Genomic DNA, 18,960 nt, shown 5'->3' with positions numbered 1-18,960 from the left:
CTACTTTTTACCTGCACGGATAAAGCCCGCAAAGCCCTGTTGAATGAAGAAGTCATGCATCATTTGATGAATGTCCTCCCCATAGGACTTTGTCATTGCTTGCTCCGCTAATTTTTCTAATTCTTCTTGTTGGCTATGACGAATCAAATATTTCACCTTAGCCACATTGGAGGTGTTCATACTCAAACTGGTATACCCTAACCCAAGTAAGAGAAGAGCGCCAAATGGATCACCCGCTAGCTCACCACAAATACACACGGGCACCTGATATTTATCACACACCTCATGGATTTGCTTAAGCGCTAACAGTACCGCAGGATGCATAGATTCATAGACATCCGCTACGCGCGAATTGTTCCTATCTACCGCTAATAAATACTGAGTTAAATCGTTTGTCCCGACAGAAACAAAATCAACACGGTGAGCAATCGTTGGCAACAGATACACCATCGATGGTACTTCAATCATGACCCCAATTTGTGGGAATTGAATTCTATCATCAAGCAAAACGGCTTCGCTGTGAGCTTGATTAATCAAGCTAATGGCATCGTCTAGCTCTTTTACCCCTGACACCATTGGCAATAAGATACTTAAGTTTCCGCTTTCTGCACTCGCTCTTAACATTGCACGCAGCTGGATCAAGAAAATGTCTGGATGATCCAATGTAAAACGAATGCCACGCCAGCCTAGAAACGGATTATCTTCTTCGATGGGCAAATACGGCAAAGGTTTGTCACCACCAATATCCAAAGTACGCATCACTACTCGTTGATTCGGATAGCTGTTAAGTATTGCTTGGTATTGATGATACTGCTCATCTTCCGAAGGAAAGTGATGCTGAAGTAAAAATGCAATCTCAGTTCGGTACAACCCAACACCATCAACACCTGTGTTGATGGCAATATTACTGTCTGCACTGAGTCCCGCATTCAGCATAATTTCGATATGGTGATTATCTTGCGTAACCGCAGGGAGTGCGAGGTCCTTGTTTACCATGGCAAACAGTTCAGACTCTTCGCTTACTAAGCTGCGATACTCTCGCAACAACTGGCGGTTTGGCTCTAAGAAGATCTCACCCGTATAGCCGTCGACTATCCCGAGTTTGCCATTCACCACATCCGGATTAATGTTGGCGCCCATGACTGCAGGGACCCCAAGAGCTCGAGATAAAATGGCAGCGTGAGAGTTTGCGCCTCCCTCTAATGATACGACGGCTAACAAAAACTCTTTAGGTACAGAAGCGAGCAAGGTGGCAGTGAGTTCGTTCGCCACCAAAATAATGGGACGATCAATTGCAGAATTTTCTTGCTCACTGTTGTGCAGAAAATAGAGCAGCCTTTGCCCTAACTCTCGGATATCTTGCGCTCTTTCACGCATGTATACATCCGACATTCTTGCAAATCGATTCGAGTATGACTCTACAACTTGGCGTAACGCCCAGTCTGCCCTATCTCCTTTTTCAATCTGCTTCTTCAAATCACCGCGAAGCATCGGATCATTCAGTAAGTGAGTAAACAGATCGAAGATCGCCAGCGCATCTTTGTTGATTTCACTGTCCAGCTTTTTCCGCATACGGCGAAAGTCATTTAACGCTCGCTCTATGGCCACCAGTAATGTCTCGTGCTCGCGTTCCTTATCTAACGTGGACGAAGGGAAAACATCCGATAAACTCGGCTGGGTATTGTCGAACCAAAACTCTCCAATCGCTACACCAGTAGACGCAGGCAAACCTTTTAATACCGTGGGTTTAGATGCTAACTGCCAGTGCCCAAGATTCTGCGCATGTGCAATGAGCACCGCTAACTGAGCGGATAAGGTAACAAGAAACGATTCTTCCATTTCACTAAACAAGCGCGGTGTTTTTTGTTGGATCACCAACACACCTAAAACTTGTTTACGATGAATGATTGGAGTAGCTAAAAAAGAGTGGTAAATCTGTTCGCCGAGTTGAGGAAAGAATTTGAACTCGGGGTGTTTTGAGGCTTCGGCAAGGTTAAGGGGTTCAGCGCTTCGTTTTACCAACCCAACCAAGCCTTCATTGAAGTTGATATGAATACTATCACCTTCAAAAATAAGGCCTTGAGTTGCCATTAACTCAAGGCGCTGCATTTCTTCATTAGCAAGATAGATAGTACAGCACTCAGTACTAAGGGCAGCACAAGTCTCTTTCACCAATATATCGAGTGCCAGATGCACATCATCGACCCTGGAGACTTTCTCAACTATTTCCCTTAGCTGACTGAGCATGATTATCCTCTACGTTGCTTTTTTCTTTTCCCTTTCGCTTTTCTCTCTCGAAAAGGCATGGCTAAGGATGCAAATTCTTTCATCGCTCGTCGATAAACATCTCGCTTGAAAGAAACAACTTGCCTAACTGGATACCAGTAACTTACCCAGCGCCAACCATCAAATTCAGGGGATTTTCCGCGTTGCATATTAATGCGAGACTCATCGCATTCTAATCTCAGCAGAAACCATTTCTGTTTTTGGCCGATACAAACAGGCTTGGAGTCCCAACGCACCAATCGCTTTGGTAGCTTATATCTTAACCAATGACGACTTGTTGCAATGATCTTAACGTCTTTTTTCGTTAAACCGACTTCTTCGTATAACTCCCTGAACATGGCTTGTTCAGGGGTTTCACCTTCGTCAATCCCACCTTGTGGAAATTGCCATGAGTGTTGCCCGTATCGTTTAGCCCAGAAGACCTGACCATGGTTATTACATATCACAATACCAACATTAAGTCGGTAACCATCGCCATCTATCACTGGCTAACCTCTATGAATAAATTTTTTATTACCGTGATTTTTCCACATATCCCCATTACTAGCAAACTTACTGATGTGATATGAGCAAGATTTATTACCTTTTCAGCATTTTTGGATATCTTTTAATCAAACCATACCTTATCAACACAAGAGTGAGACATTGCCCACATTTATTCACCTTTTCTGTGAATAACTTTGTGAAGAATTCAATTCAAATGAGTAATTCAGTTCAATCCCATCAAAAGCAAAACAAATAAAGAAACAAAAAAATAAACATAAAACATTGATAAAAAAGTATTTCTTTTTAAAAATAACGATAATTCGATCTTCAGTTTCTTGATGATCTTTTCACCAAACTCAGATCGGTCAAAGATCCACCAACAGGCTATTTATCCACACTTACCTGCTATTCGTTTAGATGATTACAACAAAATCAACCCCAAAAATGCATTTTAACCCCTGTTTATTCATACAGACCCCGTCAGGATCTTATCAATACCTCCTCCACCTGTGGATAAGTTATGAATTGATCGTTCTTACACCGCCTCGGTGAAATCTTAAACAGTAGATTTGGTCGGAGTTTGATAAACTATATTTTTTGTAATACCACCTTGTAACTATGAAACCAGAACCACAAACAGAAGCAGAGCTATTGGAACGAGCGCATGATATGGCAGGACTCAGTTTTGCTGAGTTGGCCGCCGAGGCGAATATGATTGTTCCTGAAAACTTAAAACGTGATAAAGGTTGGGTGGGTCAATTACTCGAATGGCACTTGGGCGCTCCAGCTGGCAGTAAACCTCAACAAGATTTCGCAAAACTAGGGATCGAGTTGAAAAGTATTCCAATCAGTTATTCTGGCAAACCTTTAGAAACAACCTTTGTTTCTGTGGCTCCCCTCACTGGTGTTCATGGTCTTACATGGGAAACAAGTCATGTTCGAAACAAGCTATCTCGTGTGCTTTGGGTACCCGTAGAAGGAGAACGAGAAATCCCACTCGCTGAAAGACGTGTGGGCAGTCCACTCATTTGGTCACCAGATGAAGAAGAAGAACGGATTTTGCGAAATGACTGGGAAGAGTTAATGGAAATGATCGTCTTGGGAAGATTTGATCAAATTTCCGCCAGACACGGAGAAGCGCTGCATCTTCGCCCTAAAGCCGCAAATGCAAAAGCGCTCACCGAAGCATACAACTCAAATGGTAAGCCGATGAAAACTCTGCCCCGAGGCTTTTACCTTAGAACACAGTTTACTGAACAGATCTTACTCAAGCACTACATTAACACTCAACCAAAATAAAACCATATCAGCTATTTAGTGCGTCACGAGCGATAACTCAATATCGCAGTACGAGGCTGCCTCGTCAGTGCCACATTCGTCATACGCATTGCGCAGCCTTAAATACGCTTTATCGACCCCTAGCCTCAATAGTTCTTCTTTTACTAAGTCTAGAGAGCCAAAATGTATCGGGTCTTCACCGTCTTTAATCGGCTCAAGTTGATGCTTGTACTCCACAGCTAAAAGATAGTCAGAGACATCAGAACACCCAATCACAAATACTTTGGGAGTTTTATAAGTATCTTTATGTGGACCATGTAGCCACATGTCCAATTGATGCTTCTGCATAACATACCTCCTTCACACGATCATTTAAGTGTAGTTAGGCCAACTGTAGCTTTCGAGTTTGCTCTTCCTTTATACGTAAATCATTTGCGATTGCGGCTAAAAATCCCCTATATTGGAGTCACTTATTTAGTCGGTAACTCTTCAAGGACGTGATATGCAATACACAAAACTACCGCACTCATCACTTGAGATTAGTAAAATCTGCCTCGGCACTATGACGTTTGGCGAGCAAAACACAGAAAAGGACGCCTTTGAACAGCTCGACTTTGCCCTCGATCATGGGGTGAACTTCATCGATACCGCAGAGATGTACCCTGTACCGCCAAACTCGGAAACACAAGGGCTCACCGAGCAATACATCGGTAATTGGTTAGCAAAAAGCGGCAAAAGAGAGAAAGTAGTACTGGCAACAAAAGTGGCTGGCCCTCGCAATGTTCCTCACATTAGAGACAACATGAGCCTTAATCGTCGCCACATCCATACAGCAATTGATGACAGCCTTAATCGTCTACAAACCGATTATGTCGATTTGTACCAACTACATTGGCCGCAGCGTCAAACCAACTGCTTTGGTCAACTCAACTACCCATACCCTGACAAACAAGAAGAAGTCACGTTAATTGAAACGTTGGAAGCGCTTACTGAATTAGTGAATGCAGGTAAAGTGCGCTATATCGGCGTATCTAACGAGACGCCGTGGGGTGTGATGTCGCTATTGCGTTTGGCAGAAAAACACGATTTGCCAAGAATTGTCTCCATTCAAAACCCATATAACTTATTGAACCGCAGCTTCGAAGTTGGCTTGTCTGAAATCAGCCATTACGAAGGCGTTCAGTTACTTGCCTACTCTCCTTTGGCATTTGGCTGCCTGAGTGGTAAATACCTAAACGGGGCAAAACCTGAAGGCGCTCGATGCACTAAGTGGGAGCGTTTTGCGCGCTACTTCACTCCGCAAGGTGTTAAAGCGACCGAAGCTTACGTCAATTTAGCTCAAGAGCATGGTCTAAACCCTGCACAAATGGCGCTCGCGTTTGTCAATCAGCGTCCATTTGTTGCTTCTAACATTATCGGAGCAACAAACCTAGACCAATTAAAAGCCAATATCGACAGTATTGATTTGCAACTTAGCGACGAACTACTTACTGAAATTCAAGCAATAGGTACAACTTACTCGAATCCTTGCCCTTAACAGTACCACCTTCAAACGAAAACAGCTGATCTTGAAGATCAGCTGTTTATCCAATGAAGTCATACTTCATATAAAAAGTTAAGCGTGTTGAATGACTCGTTAGCAACTCAGTCAGCCCAACACGCTAACGATTACGTCATTATTCGCGACGTTAAGACTCGACGAAGGTGACGAACTCGACGTTCAACTTTTACTGCATCCGGAACATTGGCACGTGTAGAACGACCATCGCGATCTAAACCAATATCTCTCAATAGATGAACATTCGTCCATGGAATATCATGAGCAGTTCGGCGTATGGTGCGCTGCCATTGCTTTTCTTCGCGTTTAAGGTCTGCTTTCAATAGCAAAGTGGCCAATTGTAGGTAAATAGAGTGACGCATAATATTTTCTCCGATTATCGATGTATTCGACTGGGAAAAATAATGCGTAAAATGAACAGAAATATTCTGTTGATACTAAGCCGCTACTTTTCCGCAGCCTAGTAATAAATATGATAGGTTACGGATTAATTTTTATCTTGTGAGCCAGTGGTATTGGTATCATCCGATTTAAGGGTTATCGGAGCGATAGGCATACGATCAGCGCAAGCAGTGGTGTTAACAACGTAATGTTTCATCTTGCGCCTCCTAGCTAAAAATTAATCCGTTTATGAAAGGTATAACTCATTGAGTTACGGTTAAATTGTAAGCTTTGATGAATATATATCAAACATTTTTTGCCTTTTTGATTAAAAACAAATCAATACACCGCAATTTAGTTTCATATACTTTTATGTATAACATATTCACCTGAGGAATATATAAATTTGCGGATTTTATAAATCAAACCAAACAAAAATAAAAAGAGCGGCTCTGTGGCCACTCTCTTTTATTGTATTTATTCGCCTATTTAACACAGGGAAAGGCCAACTACATGGCTTGTTCGGAAATCAAGTTATGTTTATTAAGTAGTCGATACATGGTTGCACGCGAAACTCCGAGCTCTTTCGCCGCATTTGAAACTTGACCAGAATGAGATTCCAAAACAACCAGCAACGCATCACGTTCACTCTTCTCTCGGATTGATTTCAAGCTGCGCTTTGAGTCATTACGTTGAGGTAAATCTAAGTGATGATCTTCAATCATTACGCTGTCGGACATTAATACCGCTCGCTTCACTTGGTTCATCAGCTCACGCACATTTCCAGGCCAGAAATAACGTGTCAGTGCCTTGAATGCATCCTCAGAAAAGCTTTTTGCTTGCGAGTTGTACTCTTTTGAGAACTCTTGTAAGTAGAAACGAGCCAGCAATGCGATGTCACTCGCACGTTCTTTCAAGCTAGGGACATTGATGCGCAGAACGTTGATGTAATGGTAAAGCTCTTCATTGAAGTCACCGTCAATCAAAGCTTTTTCAACATCCGACGAGTTAGCAGCAAGAATACGCACGTTAACCGCTTTTACGCCATCTTTGGTATCAATGGTGCCTTCTTGCAAGAATCTCAGCAGATTCATTTGCTGCTCTTTTGAAATGGTAAGAATGTCATTAAACAACACGGTGCCACCATCTGCTTGTTCAAGCAGGCATGCTTCCATATCTTCATCGGCGTTAATACCAAATACTTCAGCTTGGAAACGTTGTTCATTGAGTGCGCGACAGTTAATTGCCATAAACGGTTTATGAGAGCGTGAAGAGACTTTATGGATGGCCCTAGCAACCGCCTCTTTACCAGTCCCACTTTCCCCAGAAATCAGAATGCTGACGTCCGTTGGACCAATGCGCTTCACTTGATCGCGTAAACGTTTCATCGGGATAGATTCACCGATCAAACCCATATCTAAACTGCTACCAAAACTAGGCCAAACTTTTTTCTCCAATTTAAGCATGCCAAGCTGGTGACCTATTGTGCTTAATAACTGTGCATCTGGGATCGGCGCTGTGAAAAAATCGATACAAAAGTTAACAATGAACTGGCATATGGTGTCAGTGCCAAGCTGAGATTCACGAATAAACGCTAACCAACGTACGTGTTTGTGAGAGCTGACTAAGTTCGCCAAACCATTCAAGCTGAACTCGTCATGGCTGAGATCAACAATACCGATACATGGACCAATATCTTCTAACAGCGTATTAGCTTTGCGTAAGTCACCTACTTGATGACACTTCCAGCCCACTTGCTCCAGTACCGATAACCAAGGCTCATAAGTACCGCCAACTACCACAAGCGATCCCGGGATGGAATCCATCTTAAACTGCCCAGCCATTCTCTAACCCTTTTTCATTGTTAATAGAAATTTTGTGCCACAAACTTATCTTTGCGAGCGGGTAACATTATCGAGACTCCGCCCCCTCACGTCTGTCTCAGTATTAAGACTATGCAATAGATTGAGATTTGGCGAATGTTTATTTGCATATCCCATTAAAAGGCAAGTGCAACAACTTGAATTACCTTAACTAAAAGGCAAAAAAAAACCACCCGAAGGTGGTTTTTTTACTCATCCTATCGAATTACGCTTGCGGGCGCATTGCAGGGAATAAGATCACGTCACGGATAGTGTGCGTGTTAGTCAGTAGCATAACCAAACGGTCGATACCGATACCTTGGCCTGCTGTTGGCGGTAGGCCGTGCTCTAGAGCAGTGATGTAGTCTGCATCGTAGAACATTGCTTCGTCGTCACCAGACTCTTTCGCTTCAACCTGTGCTTTAAAGCGTGCATCTTGGTCTTCAGCATCGTTAAGCTCTGAGAAACCGTTCGCTACTTCACGGCCACCGATAAAGAACTCAAAGCGGTCTGTAAAGAACGGGTTATCATCGCTACGACGAGCCAACGGAGAAATATCTGCTGGGTAACCAGTGATGAACGTAGGCTGCATTAGCTTAGGTTCTGCTGTTTCACCAAAGATCTCTTCAAGAAGCTGACCGCATGTCCAGAAAGGTTCTACTTCAACGTGAACAGATTTCGCGATAGAAACCATTAGATCACGGTTTTGTAGGTCTTCTTCTGTTAGCGCTTGGATTTGCGCGTGGTCTGGGTTGTAGTGCTTGATTGCTTCGAACATGCTCATACGAGTGTAAGTACCACCAAACTCAACCGTTTCATCACCGTAAGGCATTGACGTTGAACCTAGAACTTCTTGCGCCACTGAGCTTAGTAGTTCTTCAGTTAGGTCCATCAGATCTTTGTAGTCTGCGTACGCCATGTAGAATTCCATCATTGTGAATTCTGGGTTGTGGCGTGGAGAAAGGCCTTCGTTACGGAAGTTACGGTTGATTTCGAATACGCGATCAAAACCACCAACAACTAGACGCTTCAGGTATAGCTCTGGCGCGATACGTAGGTACATTGGCATGTCTAGTGCGTTGTGGTGCGTGATGAATGGACGCGCACTCGCACCGCCAGGGATAACGTGCATCATTGGCGTTTCAACTTCCATGAACTGCTTAGAGATCATGAAGTTGCGGATTGCAGACATTACTTTAGAACGTACTACGAACGCTTGACGAGAGTCTTCGTTAACGATCAGGTCAACGTAACGTTGGCGGTAACGCATCTCTTGGTCAGTTAGACCGTGGAACTTTTCTGGAAGTGGACGTAGTGCTTTGGTTAGCAACTCGTACTCTTCCATGTTCACGTATAGGTCACCCTTACCAGACTTATGAAGTGCACCTTTAACACCGATGATGTCACCGATATCTAGACCTTGGTATTTTTCTTTAAGTACTTTTTGAACCGCTTTGTCAGCATAAGCTTGGATACGGCCAGAAGTTTCTTGAATTACCAAGAATGGACCACGTTTAGCCATGATACGGCCAGCGATTGCTACTACGTGGTTAAGCTCTTCTAGCTCTTCCTTCGTCTTTTCACCGAACTCTTTCTGAAGGTCGCCCGCTAGTGCGTCACGACGGAAGTCGTTTGGATGGCCGTTCGCTTTGCAGCTCTTTCGGATTGCATCCAGTTTAGCGCGGCGTTCAGCAATCAGCTTATTTTCTTCTAGTACAGTTTCGTTTTGAACAGCATCAGTCATTTTCGATGTATCCTGTTTTTGTCGGTGAAAAGCTTTATAGACCTGATTTCAGGCTAGCTTCAATAAATTTGTCCAGATCGCCATCAAGAACCGCTTGAGTATTACGGTTCTCAATGCCCGTACGGAGGTCCTTAATACGTGAGTCATCCAATACGTAAGAACGGATCTGGCTACCCCAGCCAATGTCAGACTTAGCGTCTTCATTAGCTTGTTTTTCCGCATTTTGCTTTTGCAATTCAAGCTCAAATAGCTTCGCTCGAAGCTGTTTCATTGCCTGATCTTTGTTCTTATGTTGAGAACGGTCATTCTGACACTGAACCACTGTGTTCGTAGGTACGTGCGTAATACGTACCGCAGATTCTGTGGTGTTTACGTGCTGACCACCTGCGCCTGACGCACGGTAAACGTCAATACGTAGGTCGGAAGGATTAATGTCGATGTCGATGTTTTCATCAATCTCTGGATAGATGAACGCAGAAGCAAATGACGTATGGCGACGACCGCCTGAATCGAACGGAGATTTACGAACAAGACGATGAACGCCCGTTTCAGTGCGTAACCAACCGTACGCATACTCACCAGAGATGCGAACTGTTGCCGACTTAAGACCCGCGACTTCACCTTCAGAGACTTCAATCACTTCAGCTTTGAAGCCCTTCGCTTCTGCCCAACGTAGGTACATACGCAGCAGCATGTTAGTCCAGTCTTGTGCTTCTGTACCACCAGAGCCAGCTTGCAAATCGATGTAACAATCAGAGCTATCGTGGTCGCCAGAGAACATACGACGGAATTCAAGCTTTTCTAACTTCTCTTCCAACTCAGCAAGTTCTGGTTCAATTTCGTCAAATGTTTCTTGATCTTCTTCTTCTACAGCCAGCTCAAGAAGACCTTCTACATCTTCCACACCTTGCTCTAGTTGATCAATGGTTTCAACAACCGCTTCTAGTGATGCACGCTCTTTACCCAGTGCTTGCGCACGCTCAGGTTCGTTCCATACATCTGGTTGTTCAAGTTCTGCGTTGACTTCTTCTAGACGCTCTTTCTTCGCGTCATAGTCAAAGATACCCCCTCAGGACATTTGTGCGCTGAGACACGTCCTGCAGACGGTTTTTAATTGGATTGATTTCAAACATGTTTACTCAACATTTTAGAATAGAATTTAACCGAGAAATTCTACTGAAAAATGTGACCGAGATACAGGAAAATTTCGGATGAGAAATCAGATTGCGGTGAGAGAGAGCACGGTCATAAAATTTTACGCCCACTTAGGGGCAACCGTACTCTATAAGAAAGGTTAATCTAGGTATTACTTAGCTTCGATATGGTCGATCATCAATTGCAATGATTGATTACCACGAAATTCATTCACATCCAGCTTATACGCGAGACGTACTGTTTTAACCGATGCATCTGGCCATCGGCGTAGATCAACATTGAATGCAATGCCGTCGATCATCACATTGGTAGGGTGACCTTTATAAAGCGGCTCTAACATCAATTTAAGATGCTTCTCACCCACCAGCTTTTGATGCAGTACTTTAAACTCACCATCAAAGATTGGTTCAGGGAAGGCTTGTCCAAAAGGGCCACCCGATCGCAGCTGTTCAGCAACATGCATAGAGAACTCTTCCGGCTTAAGTTCACCATCTGACATGATCACGCCTTTTAGCGCCGCTTCATCGAGTTCCTTTTTTACCACTTCATCAAACAAACGACTGAAACGCTCAAAATCCTGCTCTTTAATCGTTAAGCCTGCTGCCATGGCGTGTCCACCAAACTTGATGATCAAACCCGGGTTTTGTGTGTCGATGAAATCCAACGCATCGCGCATGTGTAGCCCCGGAATAGAACGACACGAGCCTTTAATCGTCCCTTCTCCGCCATCAGCAAATGCAATGACTGGACGGTGAAACTTCTCTTTAATGCGCGAAGCCAAAATACCAATCACACCTTGGTGCCAATCACGCTGGAATAAGGCTAAGCCATAAGGAAGCTCATTGCCTTCACCAAACTGAAGGCGCTCACAGAAAGCCATCGCTTCTTGCTTCATGCCTTCTTCAATCTCTTTACGAGTTTGGTTCAAGCCATCCAATTCACTTGCCATGCGACGAGCAGCGTGGATGTTGTTACACATCAATAGTTCAACACCGAAAGACATGTCATCAAGACGACCTGCAGCGTTAATACGTGGACCTAAAGCAAAGCCAAAGTCAGACGCAACTAAACGACGCGCATCGCGCTTCGCGACCTCAATTAATGCTTGGATGCCGGGACGCGCTTTGCCAGCACGAATACGTTGCAAGCCTTGGTGTACAAGAATGCGGTTGTTTTCATCCAATGGAACGACGTCGGCGACGGTACCCAGTGCAACAAGGTCAATCAGTTCCATCAATTTGGGCTCTTGCATCCCCTGTTCTGCAAACCAATTGTGTTTTCGCATATGAACGCATAGTGCCATCATGAGATAAAACGCGACCCCTACACCCGCAAGCGCTTTAGATGGAAAGCTACAGCTCTCAAGGTTTGGGTTCACCATTGCATCCACATCAGGCAACACTTGTCCTGGCAAGTGGTGATCGGTAACAAGCACAGTAATGCCATTTTCTTTTGCGTAACGCACGCCTTCGATTGATGAGACGCCGTTATCCACCGTCATGATCATCTCAGCGCCAAGCTCTAAGGCTTGGTCAACGACTTCTGGGCTTAACCCATAACCGTCTTCAAAACGATTTGGCACTAGGTAATCCACATTGTGACTACCAAGCATACGTAGCGCGAGCACTGATAATGCTGAGCTTGTCGCGCCATCAGCGTCAAAATCACCGACAACGATGATGCGTTTTTGTTCTTTTATCGCCTGAAACAAAAGATCGACAGCTTGCTCAATCCCCCCGAGTTTTTGATATGAATGCAACCCACGGGCCGACGTTTCTAATTGTGAAAGATCCGTTATCCCACGGTTGATGTAGATACGTTTAAGAATCGGAGGAATGGAATCAGGAAGAAGGGAAAGATCAGGTTCAGGACGTCGTTGAATTTCTATCATGCTTAAAAGAGCCGACAACTTTGCCGGCTCTGCTCCTAATGGATTATAGTTGCTTTAAACGTTTCAATAGCTCTGCAGGTGGTAGGTAGCCACCAACCATTTCGCCATTCGGTAAGAAGATTGCTGGCGTACCAGAAATACCCAATTGGCGACCTAGATTGTAATGCGCCTGGATGGTTTCTTTACACTGTTTCAAGTCTTTCGCAGGGTTATCAAATGTACGATTCACTTTCGCGTTGTGCATTGCCGACGCCGGATCTTCAGCACACCAAATCGTTGCCATTTGCTCTGCCACAGGGCCAGTTGCACCTTGGCGAGGGTAAGCCATGTAACGCACTGTAATACCTAGATCATTATAGCCTTGCATTTGGCTATGCAGACGCACACAGTAACCACAGGTGATATCAGTGAATACGGTCACAACATACTTTTCATCGTCGGCTTTGTATTCGATCATGCTATCGGAGAACTGAACAATTTTCTCGGCGTTAAGCGGCGCTTGACGCTCTGCTATGACATCTTTGTAACTGCCATCATCATTAATGGCATAAAGCGTACCGGCGATAAAATGGCTACCATCATTTGAAGCAAACAGGATCCCGCCATTGGTTTGAATTTCCAATAAGCCAGCGACGTCTGATGGTTGAATATCAACGATAGATAAACCAAGCTTTGAGAACTTAGTTTTTAATGCTGCTTCATCAAAGCCGCTTTGTGCAGCTGGCGCCACTTGTTGCGCAGGAGTCTCCGTTTGAGCCTGACTTTCTTCTGCACCACAAGCGGTAACAAAAAATGGCAAAGTCAGCAGAGTTAGTCGGCGTAATACGCTCATGAAATTCACCTTAATGTAAAATCGTTTTTCCAAGAAGACATGGATGAATCTAACCATTGTTATGCTCTTGGGTGGTGTTGACTGTGGATCTGCTTCAATCGTTCAGTCGCCACGTGAGTATAAATTTGCGTGGTCGATAAGTCACTATGTCCTAAAAGCATCTGTACGACCCTGAGATCTGCGCCATAGTTCAATAAATGCGTGGCAAAGGCATGACGCAGTACGTGCGGCGACAGCTGATCAGTATCAATCCCTGCTATCAAAGCATAGTACTTAATACGGTGCCAAAACGTCTGACGAGTCATCTGTCTTGCGCGTTTACTAGGAAAAACAATATCAGATGATGTATCACCAAGTAACGCAGGACGCCCTTGTTGAATGAACGTCTCGATCCAATCGACCGCGTTTTCCCCCATAGGAACCAGGCGTTCTTTACCACCTTTACCAGTCACGCGCACCACCCCTTGGCGCAAGCTAACATTTTCCATGGTCAAACTGACGAGCTCTGTCACACGCAACCCTGTCGCGTAGAGTAGCTCTAGCATCGCTTTATCGCGCAATTCTATAGGGTCGTTCGGGTCTGGCGCCTCGAGCAACGCGTCCACTTGCTCTTCACTAATATCTTTGGGTAAACGTTGTGGCAGTTTAGGACTAACCAAGAGCGCACTCGGGTCATCAGCGCGCACCTTCTCACGATGCAGGTATTGGAATAAACGGCGAATCGCCGACAACATACGCGCACGAGACGTCTGTTTGTAATCTAAATCTACAAGGTGGCTTTGATATTCTTGCAAGCCAGACAAACTGATAAAATCAAGACGGTATCGATGTTTTTCCATCCACACGAGCAGCTTCATTAAATCGTTTCGGTAGGAAGCCAACGTGTTCTCTGATAGACCACGCTCCATCCACATCGCATCTAAGAATTGCTCAACAAGCGAAAAATCTTGTTGATTGACAGGCTGTTGTGCCGTCATGAATGCTTCCTTATCTGTTTATATTTACAGTATTTAGATTAAAGCACCTGCCAATCCAATACCATAAAAAATCATCCCACATAGGATATTCGCTGCAATCTTCCTCAATTTATGGTTAGAATCTTCCACAACAGCAACACAAATAACGACGAATATAATGAAAATCGGACTCTTTTACGGCTCAACGACCTGCTACACAGAAATGGCAGCAGAGAAAATTCGTACCCTTATTGGTGAAGACCTTGTCGACATTCACAATGTGAAAGAGACACCGTTATCACTAATGGCGGACTACGACTTATTACTCCTTGGCATCTCAACTTGGGATTTTGGTGAAATTCAAGAAGATTGGAACGCGATTTGGCAAGACATCGCGACCACACCACTGAAAGGCAAAGTTGTAGCGCTGTTTGGTCTGGGTGACCAAGAAGGTTACGGAGAGTGGTATTTAGATGCGATGGGCTTACTTCACGATGAATTACAAGCCACAGGCGCAACCTTTATCGGTTACTGGCCAAATGAAGGCTACGAATTTGAAGCATCGAAAGCATTGATCGAAGATGGCAGCAAGTTTGTTGGACTTGCGTTAGATGAAGACTCACAGTACGAACTGAGTGATGAACGCATCGAAAAATGGTGTGAACAAGTTCTTGTGGAATTCCACGACACGCTTTAATAGCGCAAACACGTCATCATTAAAAAGTAAAAAGCCCGATGAAGTAATTCATCGGGCTTTTTATTATCTTGATAACGCGAAGTGATTACGCGGTTTCTTGTGCTAGCTCTGGGCGAGGTTTCGCGATGAAGAACATGCACACGATAGCCGCAAATGTTGGAAGCACCCAACCCATGCCGACTTCGAATAGTGGCAACATGTTAAACGCAGAAACATCAATACCCGATACTTTTGCCGCATCAACCAACGCAAACAGCAGAGATACAAGCAGTACTGCACGGTAAGCAAAGCGTGGATTCGGCAGTTTGCTGCGCACAAATGTTAGTGCAACCAACGCAATCGCCACAGGGTACAGCGCAAACAATACTGGCACTGACAGAGAAATCAGCTGCGCAAGACCAACGTTTGCAACCAATGCACAAACAGAACCATTAATCAGTACCCATTGCTTGTATGACAGTGGTGTTTTCGAGCTGAAGAAATCTGAACACGCAGAAATCAAGCCAATCGCGGTTGTCAGACACGCTAGCAATACGATGACAGACAGAACGATTTGACCGTATGGACCAAACAACGCTTGAACGTATTGGCTAAGCACTAGGCCACCATTATCAGCACCAGCAGCAACAGTTGCACTCGTCGCACCTAAGTAAAATAGTGAGATGTAAACAAACGCAAGACCAGCAGCAGCAATACAACCTGCATAGATCAGATATTTAGTAGTTGCAGAGCGCTCAGTAATGCCTTTGCCGCGCAGTGCATCAACCATCAGCATACCAAACATCAATGACGCGAACGTATCCATTGTGTTGTAGCCTTCTAAGAAGCCTTTGGTCAGAGGCTGCGTTAGGTATTCACCGTGCGCGCCAATCATATCGCCCTGAGGATCAAGGAAGACAGCGACAGCAAGAATGATCAAACCAACAAACAATGCTGGTGTCAGTACTTTACCGATAAGATCGATCAAACGGCCTTGGAACCATGAGAACATCATCGCTGCGATAAAGAAGATCACTGAGAACGCTGTCAGATGCGTTTGTGACGCCTCAAGGAAGAAAGGTTTCACCGCCATCTCGTAAGCCACTAGGCCAGTACGAGGCGCTGCAAACGCAGGACCAATGATGATGAAAATCAGTGCAGCCATAAGAACTGCCGCTTTTTTCGGAAGATCTTGCGTCAAGTGATCCCAAGAACCCCCAGCAACAGCAATAGCAACGATAGTAATAAGAGGTAGACCTACCGCTGTTAGCAAGAAACCAAACATAGCTGGCATTAAGTTTTCACCCGCTAACTGACCCGCTAGAGGTGGAAAGATAATATTGCCCGCACCTAAAAAGAACGCAAATAGCATAAAGCCTACTGCGATAATATCTGTTAGTTTTAACGTCTGCTTCACAGATAACCCTTGTCTTTTAATTAATGAATGTTGTGTATGCTTAGACCACTTTTTGTATACCTAAAGTCAATAAGTACACGTGGTTCAATCTATAAAATTTTCGCCGCATAATGACGAAAGACTCATCATTTGGCAACCTTTAAGAAAAAAACACCATATTAATTTAGTTTTCAAACTTAAAAGCAGTGGATATAACCAGATCCAAATAACAGACCAGTTCTTTATCTCGATCAATTAACAATACAATTTAATAACCAACAAAACAACAATCTATACAATTAATAAACAATAGAGCAATCCACTTAATTATTGAGCAAATATAAAACAATCATGAAGAACAAAAAACTGAAAACTAAAGGCTTCAATTTTAAGCAATTTTGTATTGAGGGCGGCGAGAGTGGTATGCCAGTCAGCACAGATGGGGTAATGCTTGGTGCTTGGATTCAAAGCCCTAACGACGCTAAAATTCTCGATATTGGCACTGGCACTGGCCTGCTTGCCCTGATGTGTGCTCAACGCTTTACAGAAGCTCAAATAACCGCGGTCGATATCGAATTAACAGCCGTTGCTGCCGCGCAAAAAAATATGGCCCAGTCTCCTTGGTCAGATCGTGTAAGTGTGCATCACACCGACATACTGCACTTTACGCCGACACATCCATTTCAACGCATCATTTGTAATCCGCCCTACTTCAACAGCGGCGAACAATCGAAACACAGTCAACGTGCAACCGCGAGGCACACTGATACGCTAGGCCATAACACATTGCTACAGCGTTGCTATCATTTGCTTGATGACGAAGGGAGGGCTAGTTTTGTGTTGCCAATCACCGAAGGCGAGCAGTTCATTGAGCTAGCATTAAACCAAGGTTGGTATCTATCGCGGATCTGTCGTGTGCAACCATCAGAAAAGAAACCAGTACACCGACTGTTATTTGAACTATCAAAACGACCTTGCGATTCTCAAACGTCACATTTAATTATCCGTTCAAATGACGGCTATAGTGATGATTTCATCCAGTTAACTCGCGAGTTTTATCTTAAGATGTGAAATAACATGTGATCCTTATCACCAATCACTTTATAATGTGCGACCTTTTTGTATTCTATGCTGTTGTGGCGAACCATTAACCAAGCTTTGCTTGTGGAGAACTCATTGTGATCAGAACCTTTGCTGAACTTGATCTAGACCAAAACCTACTTGAAGCCATTGAAGAGATGGGTTACGAACGCCCAACAAAAATTCAGGCAGAAGCGATTCCACAAGCGTTGGACGGTCGTGACATTCTAGCGTCAGCGCCAACAGGAACTGGTAAAACGGCCGCCTTCGTCCTGCCAGCATTGCAATACTTGCAAGACTTCCCTCGTCGTAAGCCTGGGCCTGCGCGTATTTTGATCCTAACGCCTACTCGCGAACTGGCGATGCAAATTGCCGATCAAGCACGTGCTTTGGCAAAAAATACCAAACTCAACATTTTCACCATCACTGGTGGTGTTCAGTACCAAGAGCACGCCGACATCCTTGCAACAACGCAAGACATTGTGGTTGCGACACCTGGCCGTTTAAAAGAATACATTGATGCAGAACGTTTTGATTGTCGTGCAATCGAATGGTTAATCCTTGATGAAGCAGACCGTATGCTAGATATGGGTTTTGCTCCTACTGTCGATCGCCTATCTAACGAATGTCGCTGGCGTAAGCAAACCCTTCTGTTTTCAGCAACGTTAGAAGGGAAAGGCGTAGAAGGCTTTACCGCTGATCTGTTGAATGACCCAGCAGAGATCGACGCAAAATCGCCGCTGCGTGAGCGTAAGAAAATTGCTCAGTGGTACCACCGAGCTGATGATGCTGAACACAAACTGGAATTACTAAAACACATTATTACTCAGCAAGCTGAGCGCACTATCGTCTTTTTAAAGACTCGTGAGCGTTTGGCTGAGCTACGAGCGCAGCTTGAAAGCGCACAGATTCCATGTTCTTGGATTCAAGGTGAAATGCCGCAAGATCGTCGTAACAATGCGATTTCTCGCTTCCGCGATGGAACTGTGAACGTTCTGCTCGCGACGGACGTTGCTGCGCGTGGTATCGATCTTCCGGATGTATCACACGTTATCAACTACGACATGCCGCGCACGGCTGATGTTTACCTTCACCGTATCGGCCGTACGGCTCGCGCAGGTAAGAAAGGTAACGCTATCTCAATCGTAGAAGCACACGACCAACCAATGATGGATCGCGTTGCACGTTATGTGAAAGAAGACATCAAAGAGCGTTTCGTGAAAGAGATGCGTCCTAAACACAAAAAGCCTGTGTTTAAGAAGAAAAAGAAAAAAGACGACAAGAAAAAAGTAGCGAAAAAGAAAACCGCTAAGAAGAAGTAATCTTGTTGGGGCCAAGTAGCTCAAGCTAGAAAATAACAAAGGGTTGGCAATGCCAAC

Annotated in this window: 16 protein-coding genes; 5 read left to right on the top strand and 11 right to left on the bottom strand. The window is 44.4% G+C overall.

Annotated features, from left to right (window positions below; all coding sequences use genetic code 11):
* Together ptsP and rppH are read right to left on the bottom strand one after the other, a co-directional pair.
* The gene (gene ptsP / locus R7070_RS13155) at window positions 1-2,247 is read right to left on the bottom strand and encodes a phosphoenolpyruvate--protein phosphotransferase (protein ID WP_005385966.1); all 2,247 of its coding nucleotides are present in this window, start codon (window positions 2,245-2,247) and stop codon (window positions 1-3) included.
* A gap of 2 nt (window positions 2,248-2,249) precedes the next feature.
* Window positions 2,250-2,771 (bottom strand): RNA pyrophosphohydrolase, encoded by a 522-nt coding sequence (gene rppH / locus R7070_RS13150; protein ID WP_005381953.1) that lies wholly within the window; start codon window positions 2,769-2,771, stop codon window positions 2,250-2,252.
* Window positions 2,772-3,390: 619 nt separating this feature from the next.
* Between rppH and mutH the strand changes: the two genes are divergently transcribed.
* Window positions 3,391-4,071 carry a DNA mismatch repair endonuclease MutH gene (gene mutH, locus R7070_RS13145; RefSeq protein WP_149192036.1) on the top strand — a complete coding sequence of 227 codons (681 nt, stop codon included), beginning with the start codon at window positions 3,391-3,393 and terminating at the stop codon, window positions 4,069-4,071.
* A gap of 15 nt (window positions 4,072-4,086) precedes the next feature.
* Here mutH and R7070_RS13140 read toward each other — a convergent pair whose 3' ends face one another.
* A complete protein-coding gene (locus tag R7070_RS13140) occupies window positions 4,087-4,398 on the bottom strand; it encodes a DUF6482 family protein (RefSeq protein ID WP_149192035.1) in 312 nt (103 codons plus the stop codon).
* Between the two features lie 154 nt (window positions 4,399-4,552).
* Here R7070_RS13140 and R7070_RS13135 point away from each other — a divergent pair, with 154 nt between their 5' ends.
* Window positions 4,553-5,587 carry an NADP(H)-dependent aldo-keto reductase gene (locus R7070_RS13135; protein WP_005381774.1) on the top strand — a complete coding sequence of 345 codons (1,035 nt, stop codon included), beginning with the start codon at window positions 4,553-4,555 and terminating at the stop codon, window positions 5,585-5,587.
* A gap of 131 nt (window positions 5,588-5,718) precedes the next feature.
* Here R7070_RS13135 and R7070_RS13130 read toward each other — a convergent pair whose 3' ends face one another.
* The 7 genes from R7070_RS13130 to xerD form a co-directional block, all read right to left on the bottom strand.
* On the bottom strand, window positions 5,719-5,970 hold the full coding sequence (locus R7070_RS13130; RefSeq protein ID WP_005381776.1) for a hypothetical protein: 252 nt from the start codon (window positions 5,968-5,970) through the stop codon (window positions 5,719-5,721).
* Window positions 5,971-6,498: 528 nt separating this feature from the next.
* Window positions 6,499-7,833, bottom strand: a complete 1,335-nt coding sequence (vpsR, locus tag R7070_RS13125) for a cyclic-di-GMP-binding transcriptional regulator VpsR (protein WP_005385970.1) — start codon at window positions 7,831-7,833, stop codon at window positions 6,499-6,501.
* Between the two features lie 244 nt (window positions 7,834-8,077).
* Entirely contained in the window at window positions 8,078-9,595 is a 1,518-nt protein-coding gene (lysS, locus tag R7070_RS13120; protein ID WP_005382861.1) for a lysine--tRNA ligase, read from the bottom strand.
* Between the two features lie 34 nt (window positions 9,596-9,629).
* Window positions 9,630-10,728 (bottom strand): peptide chain release factor 2 gene (gene prfB, locus R7070_RS13115; protein ID WP_100068604.1). Its coding sequence is split into 2 segments (ribosomal slippage): window positions 9,630-10,652 and window positions 10,654-10,728, totalling 1,098 coding nucleotides; the frame shifts between segments, so codons are not numbered across the junction.
* A 173-nt stretch (window positions 10,729-10,901) separates the two neighbouring features.
* On the bottom strand, window positions 10,902-12,641 hold the full coding sequence (recJ, locus tag R7070_RS13110; protein WP_017821504.1) for a single-stranded-DNA-specific exonuclease RecJ: 1,740 nt from the start codon (window positions 12,639-12,641) through the stop codon (window positions 10,902-10,904).
* A gap of 43 nt (window positions 12,642-12,684) precedes the next feature.
* Window positions 12,685-13,473, bottom strand: a complete 789-nt coding sequence (gene dsbC, locus R7070_RS13105; protein ID WP_256900284.1) for a bifunctional protein-disulfide isomerase/oxidoreductase DsbC — start codon at window positions 13,471-13,473, stop codon at window positions 12,685-12,687.
* A gap of 59 nt (window positions 13,474-13,532) precedes the next feature.
* The gene (gene xerD, locus R7070_RS13100) at window positions 13,533-14,450 is read right to left on the bottom strand and encodes a site-specific tyrosine recombinase XerD (protein WP_005381788.1); all 918 of its coding nucleotides are present in this window, start codon (window positions 14,448-14,450) and stop codon (window positions 13,533-13,535) included.
* Between the two features lie 157 nt (window positions 14,451-14,607).
* Here xerD and fldB point away from each other — a divergent pair, with 157 nt between their 5' ends.
* Window positions 14,608-15,126, top strand: coding sequence for a flavodoxin FldB (gene fldB, locus R7070_RS13095; RefSeq protein ID WP_005381790.1), 519 nt, complete (start codon window positions 14,608-14,610; stop codon window positions 15,124-15,126).
* Between the two features lie 85 nt (window positions 15,127-15,211).
* Here the strand turns inward: fldB and brnQ are convergent, their stop codons facing one another.
* Window positions 15,212-16,522 carry a branched-chain amino acid transport system II carrier protein gene (gene brnQ, locus R7070_RS13090; protein WP_005381792.1) on the bottom strand — a complete coding sequence of 437 codons (1,311 nt, stop codon included), beginning with the start codon at window positions 16,520-16,522 and terminating at the stop codon, window positions 15,212-15,214.
* Window positions 16,523-16,852: 330 nt separating this feature from the next.
* Between brnQ and R7070_RS13085 the strand changes: the two genes are divergently transcribed.
* Complete coding sequence (locus R7070_RS13085) at window positions 16,853-17,572, top strand: tRNA1(Val) (adenine(37)-N6)-methyltransferase (protein WP_171345745.1); 720 nt, start codon at window positions 16,853-16,855, stop codon at window positions 17,570-17,572.
* Between the two features lie 107 nt (window positions 17,573-17,679).
* Window positions 17,680-18,903 carry an ATP-dependent RNA helicase SrmB gene (gene srmB, locus R7070_RS13080; protein WP_005381797.1) on the top strand — a complete coding sequence of 408 codons (1,224 nt, stop codon included), beginning with the start codon at window positions 17,680-17,682 and terminating at the stop codon, window positions 18,901-18,903.
* Window positions 18,904-18,960 lie beyond the last annotated feature (57 nt).

The sequence above is a fragment of the Vibrio sp. 1557 genome (assembly GCF_033340175.1).
Taxonomy (GTDB): Bacteria; Pseudomonadota; Gammaproteobacteria; order Enterobacterales; family Vibrionaceae; genus Vibrio; species Vibrio alginolyticus.
Note: the sequence above shows the minus strand (reverse complement) of the source record. Positions and strands in the feature narration are given on the sequence as shown.

What these genes read in the sequence shown, in the direction of transcription:
- R7070_RS13140 (WP_149192035.1), bottom strand. Translation starts at nt 4,398, where the DNA reads ATGCAGAAGCATCAATTGGACATGTGGCTACATGGTCCACATAAAGAT.
- ptsP (WP_005385966.1), bottom strand. Translation starts at nt 2,247, where the DNA reads ATGCTCAGTCAGCTAAGGGAAATAGTTGAGAAAGTCTCCAGGGTCGAT.
- xerD (WP_005381788.1), bottom strand. Translation starts at nt 14,450, where the DNA reads ATGACGGCACAACAGCCTGTCAATCAACAAGATTTTTCGCTTGTTGAG.
- dsbC (WP_256900284.1), bottom strand. Translation starts at nt 13,473, where the DNA reads ATGAGCGTATTACGCCGACTAACTCTGCTGACTTTGCCATTTTTTGTT.
- mutH (WP_149192036.1), top strand. Translation starts at nt 3,391, where the DNA reads ATGAAACCAGAACCACAAACAGAAGCAGAGCTATTGGAACGAGCGCAT.
- lysS (WP_005382861.1), bottom strand. Translation starts at nt 9,595, where the DNA reads ATGACTGATGCTGTTCAAAACGAAACTGTACTAGAAGAAAATAAGCTG.
- R7070_RS13135 (WP_005381774.1), top strand. Translation starts at nt 4,553, where the DNA reads ATGCAATACACAAAACTACCGCACTCATCACTTGAGATTAGTAAAATC.
- recJ (WP_017821504.1), bottom strand. Translation starts at nt 12,641, where the DNA reads ATGATAGAAATTCAACGACGTCCTGAACCTGATCTTTCCCTTCTTCCT.
- R7070_RS13085 (WP_171345745.1), top strand. Translation starts at nt 16,853, where the DNA reads ATGAAGAACAAAAAACTGAAAACTAAAGGCTTCAATTTTAAGCAATTT.
- R7070_RS13130 (WP_005381776.1), bottom strand. Translation starts at nt 5,970, where the DNA reads ATGCGTCACTCTATTTACCTACAATTGGCCACTTTGCTATTGAAAGCA.
- vpsR (WP_005385970.1), bottom strand. Translation starts at nt 7,833, where the DNA reads ATGGCTGGGCAGTTTAAGATGGATTCCATCCCGGGATCGCTTGTGGTA.
- fldB (WP_005381790.1), top strand. Translation starts at nt 14,608, where the DNA reads ATGAAAATCGGACTCTTTTACGGCTCAACGACCTGCTACACAGAAATG.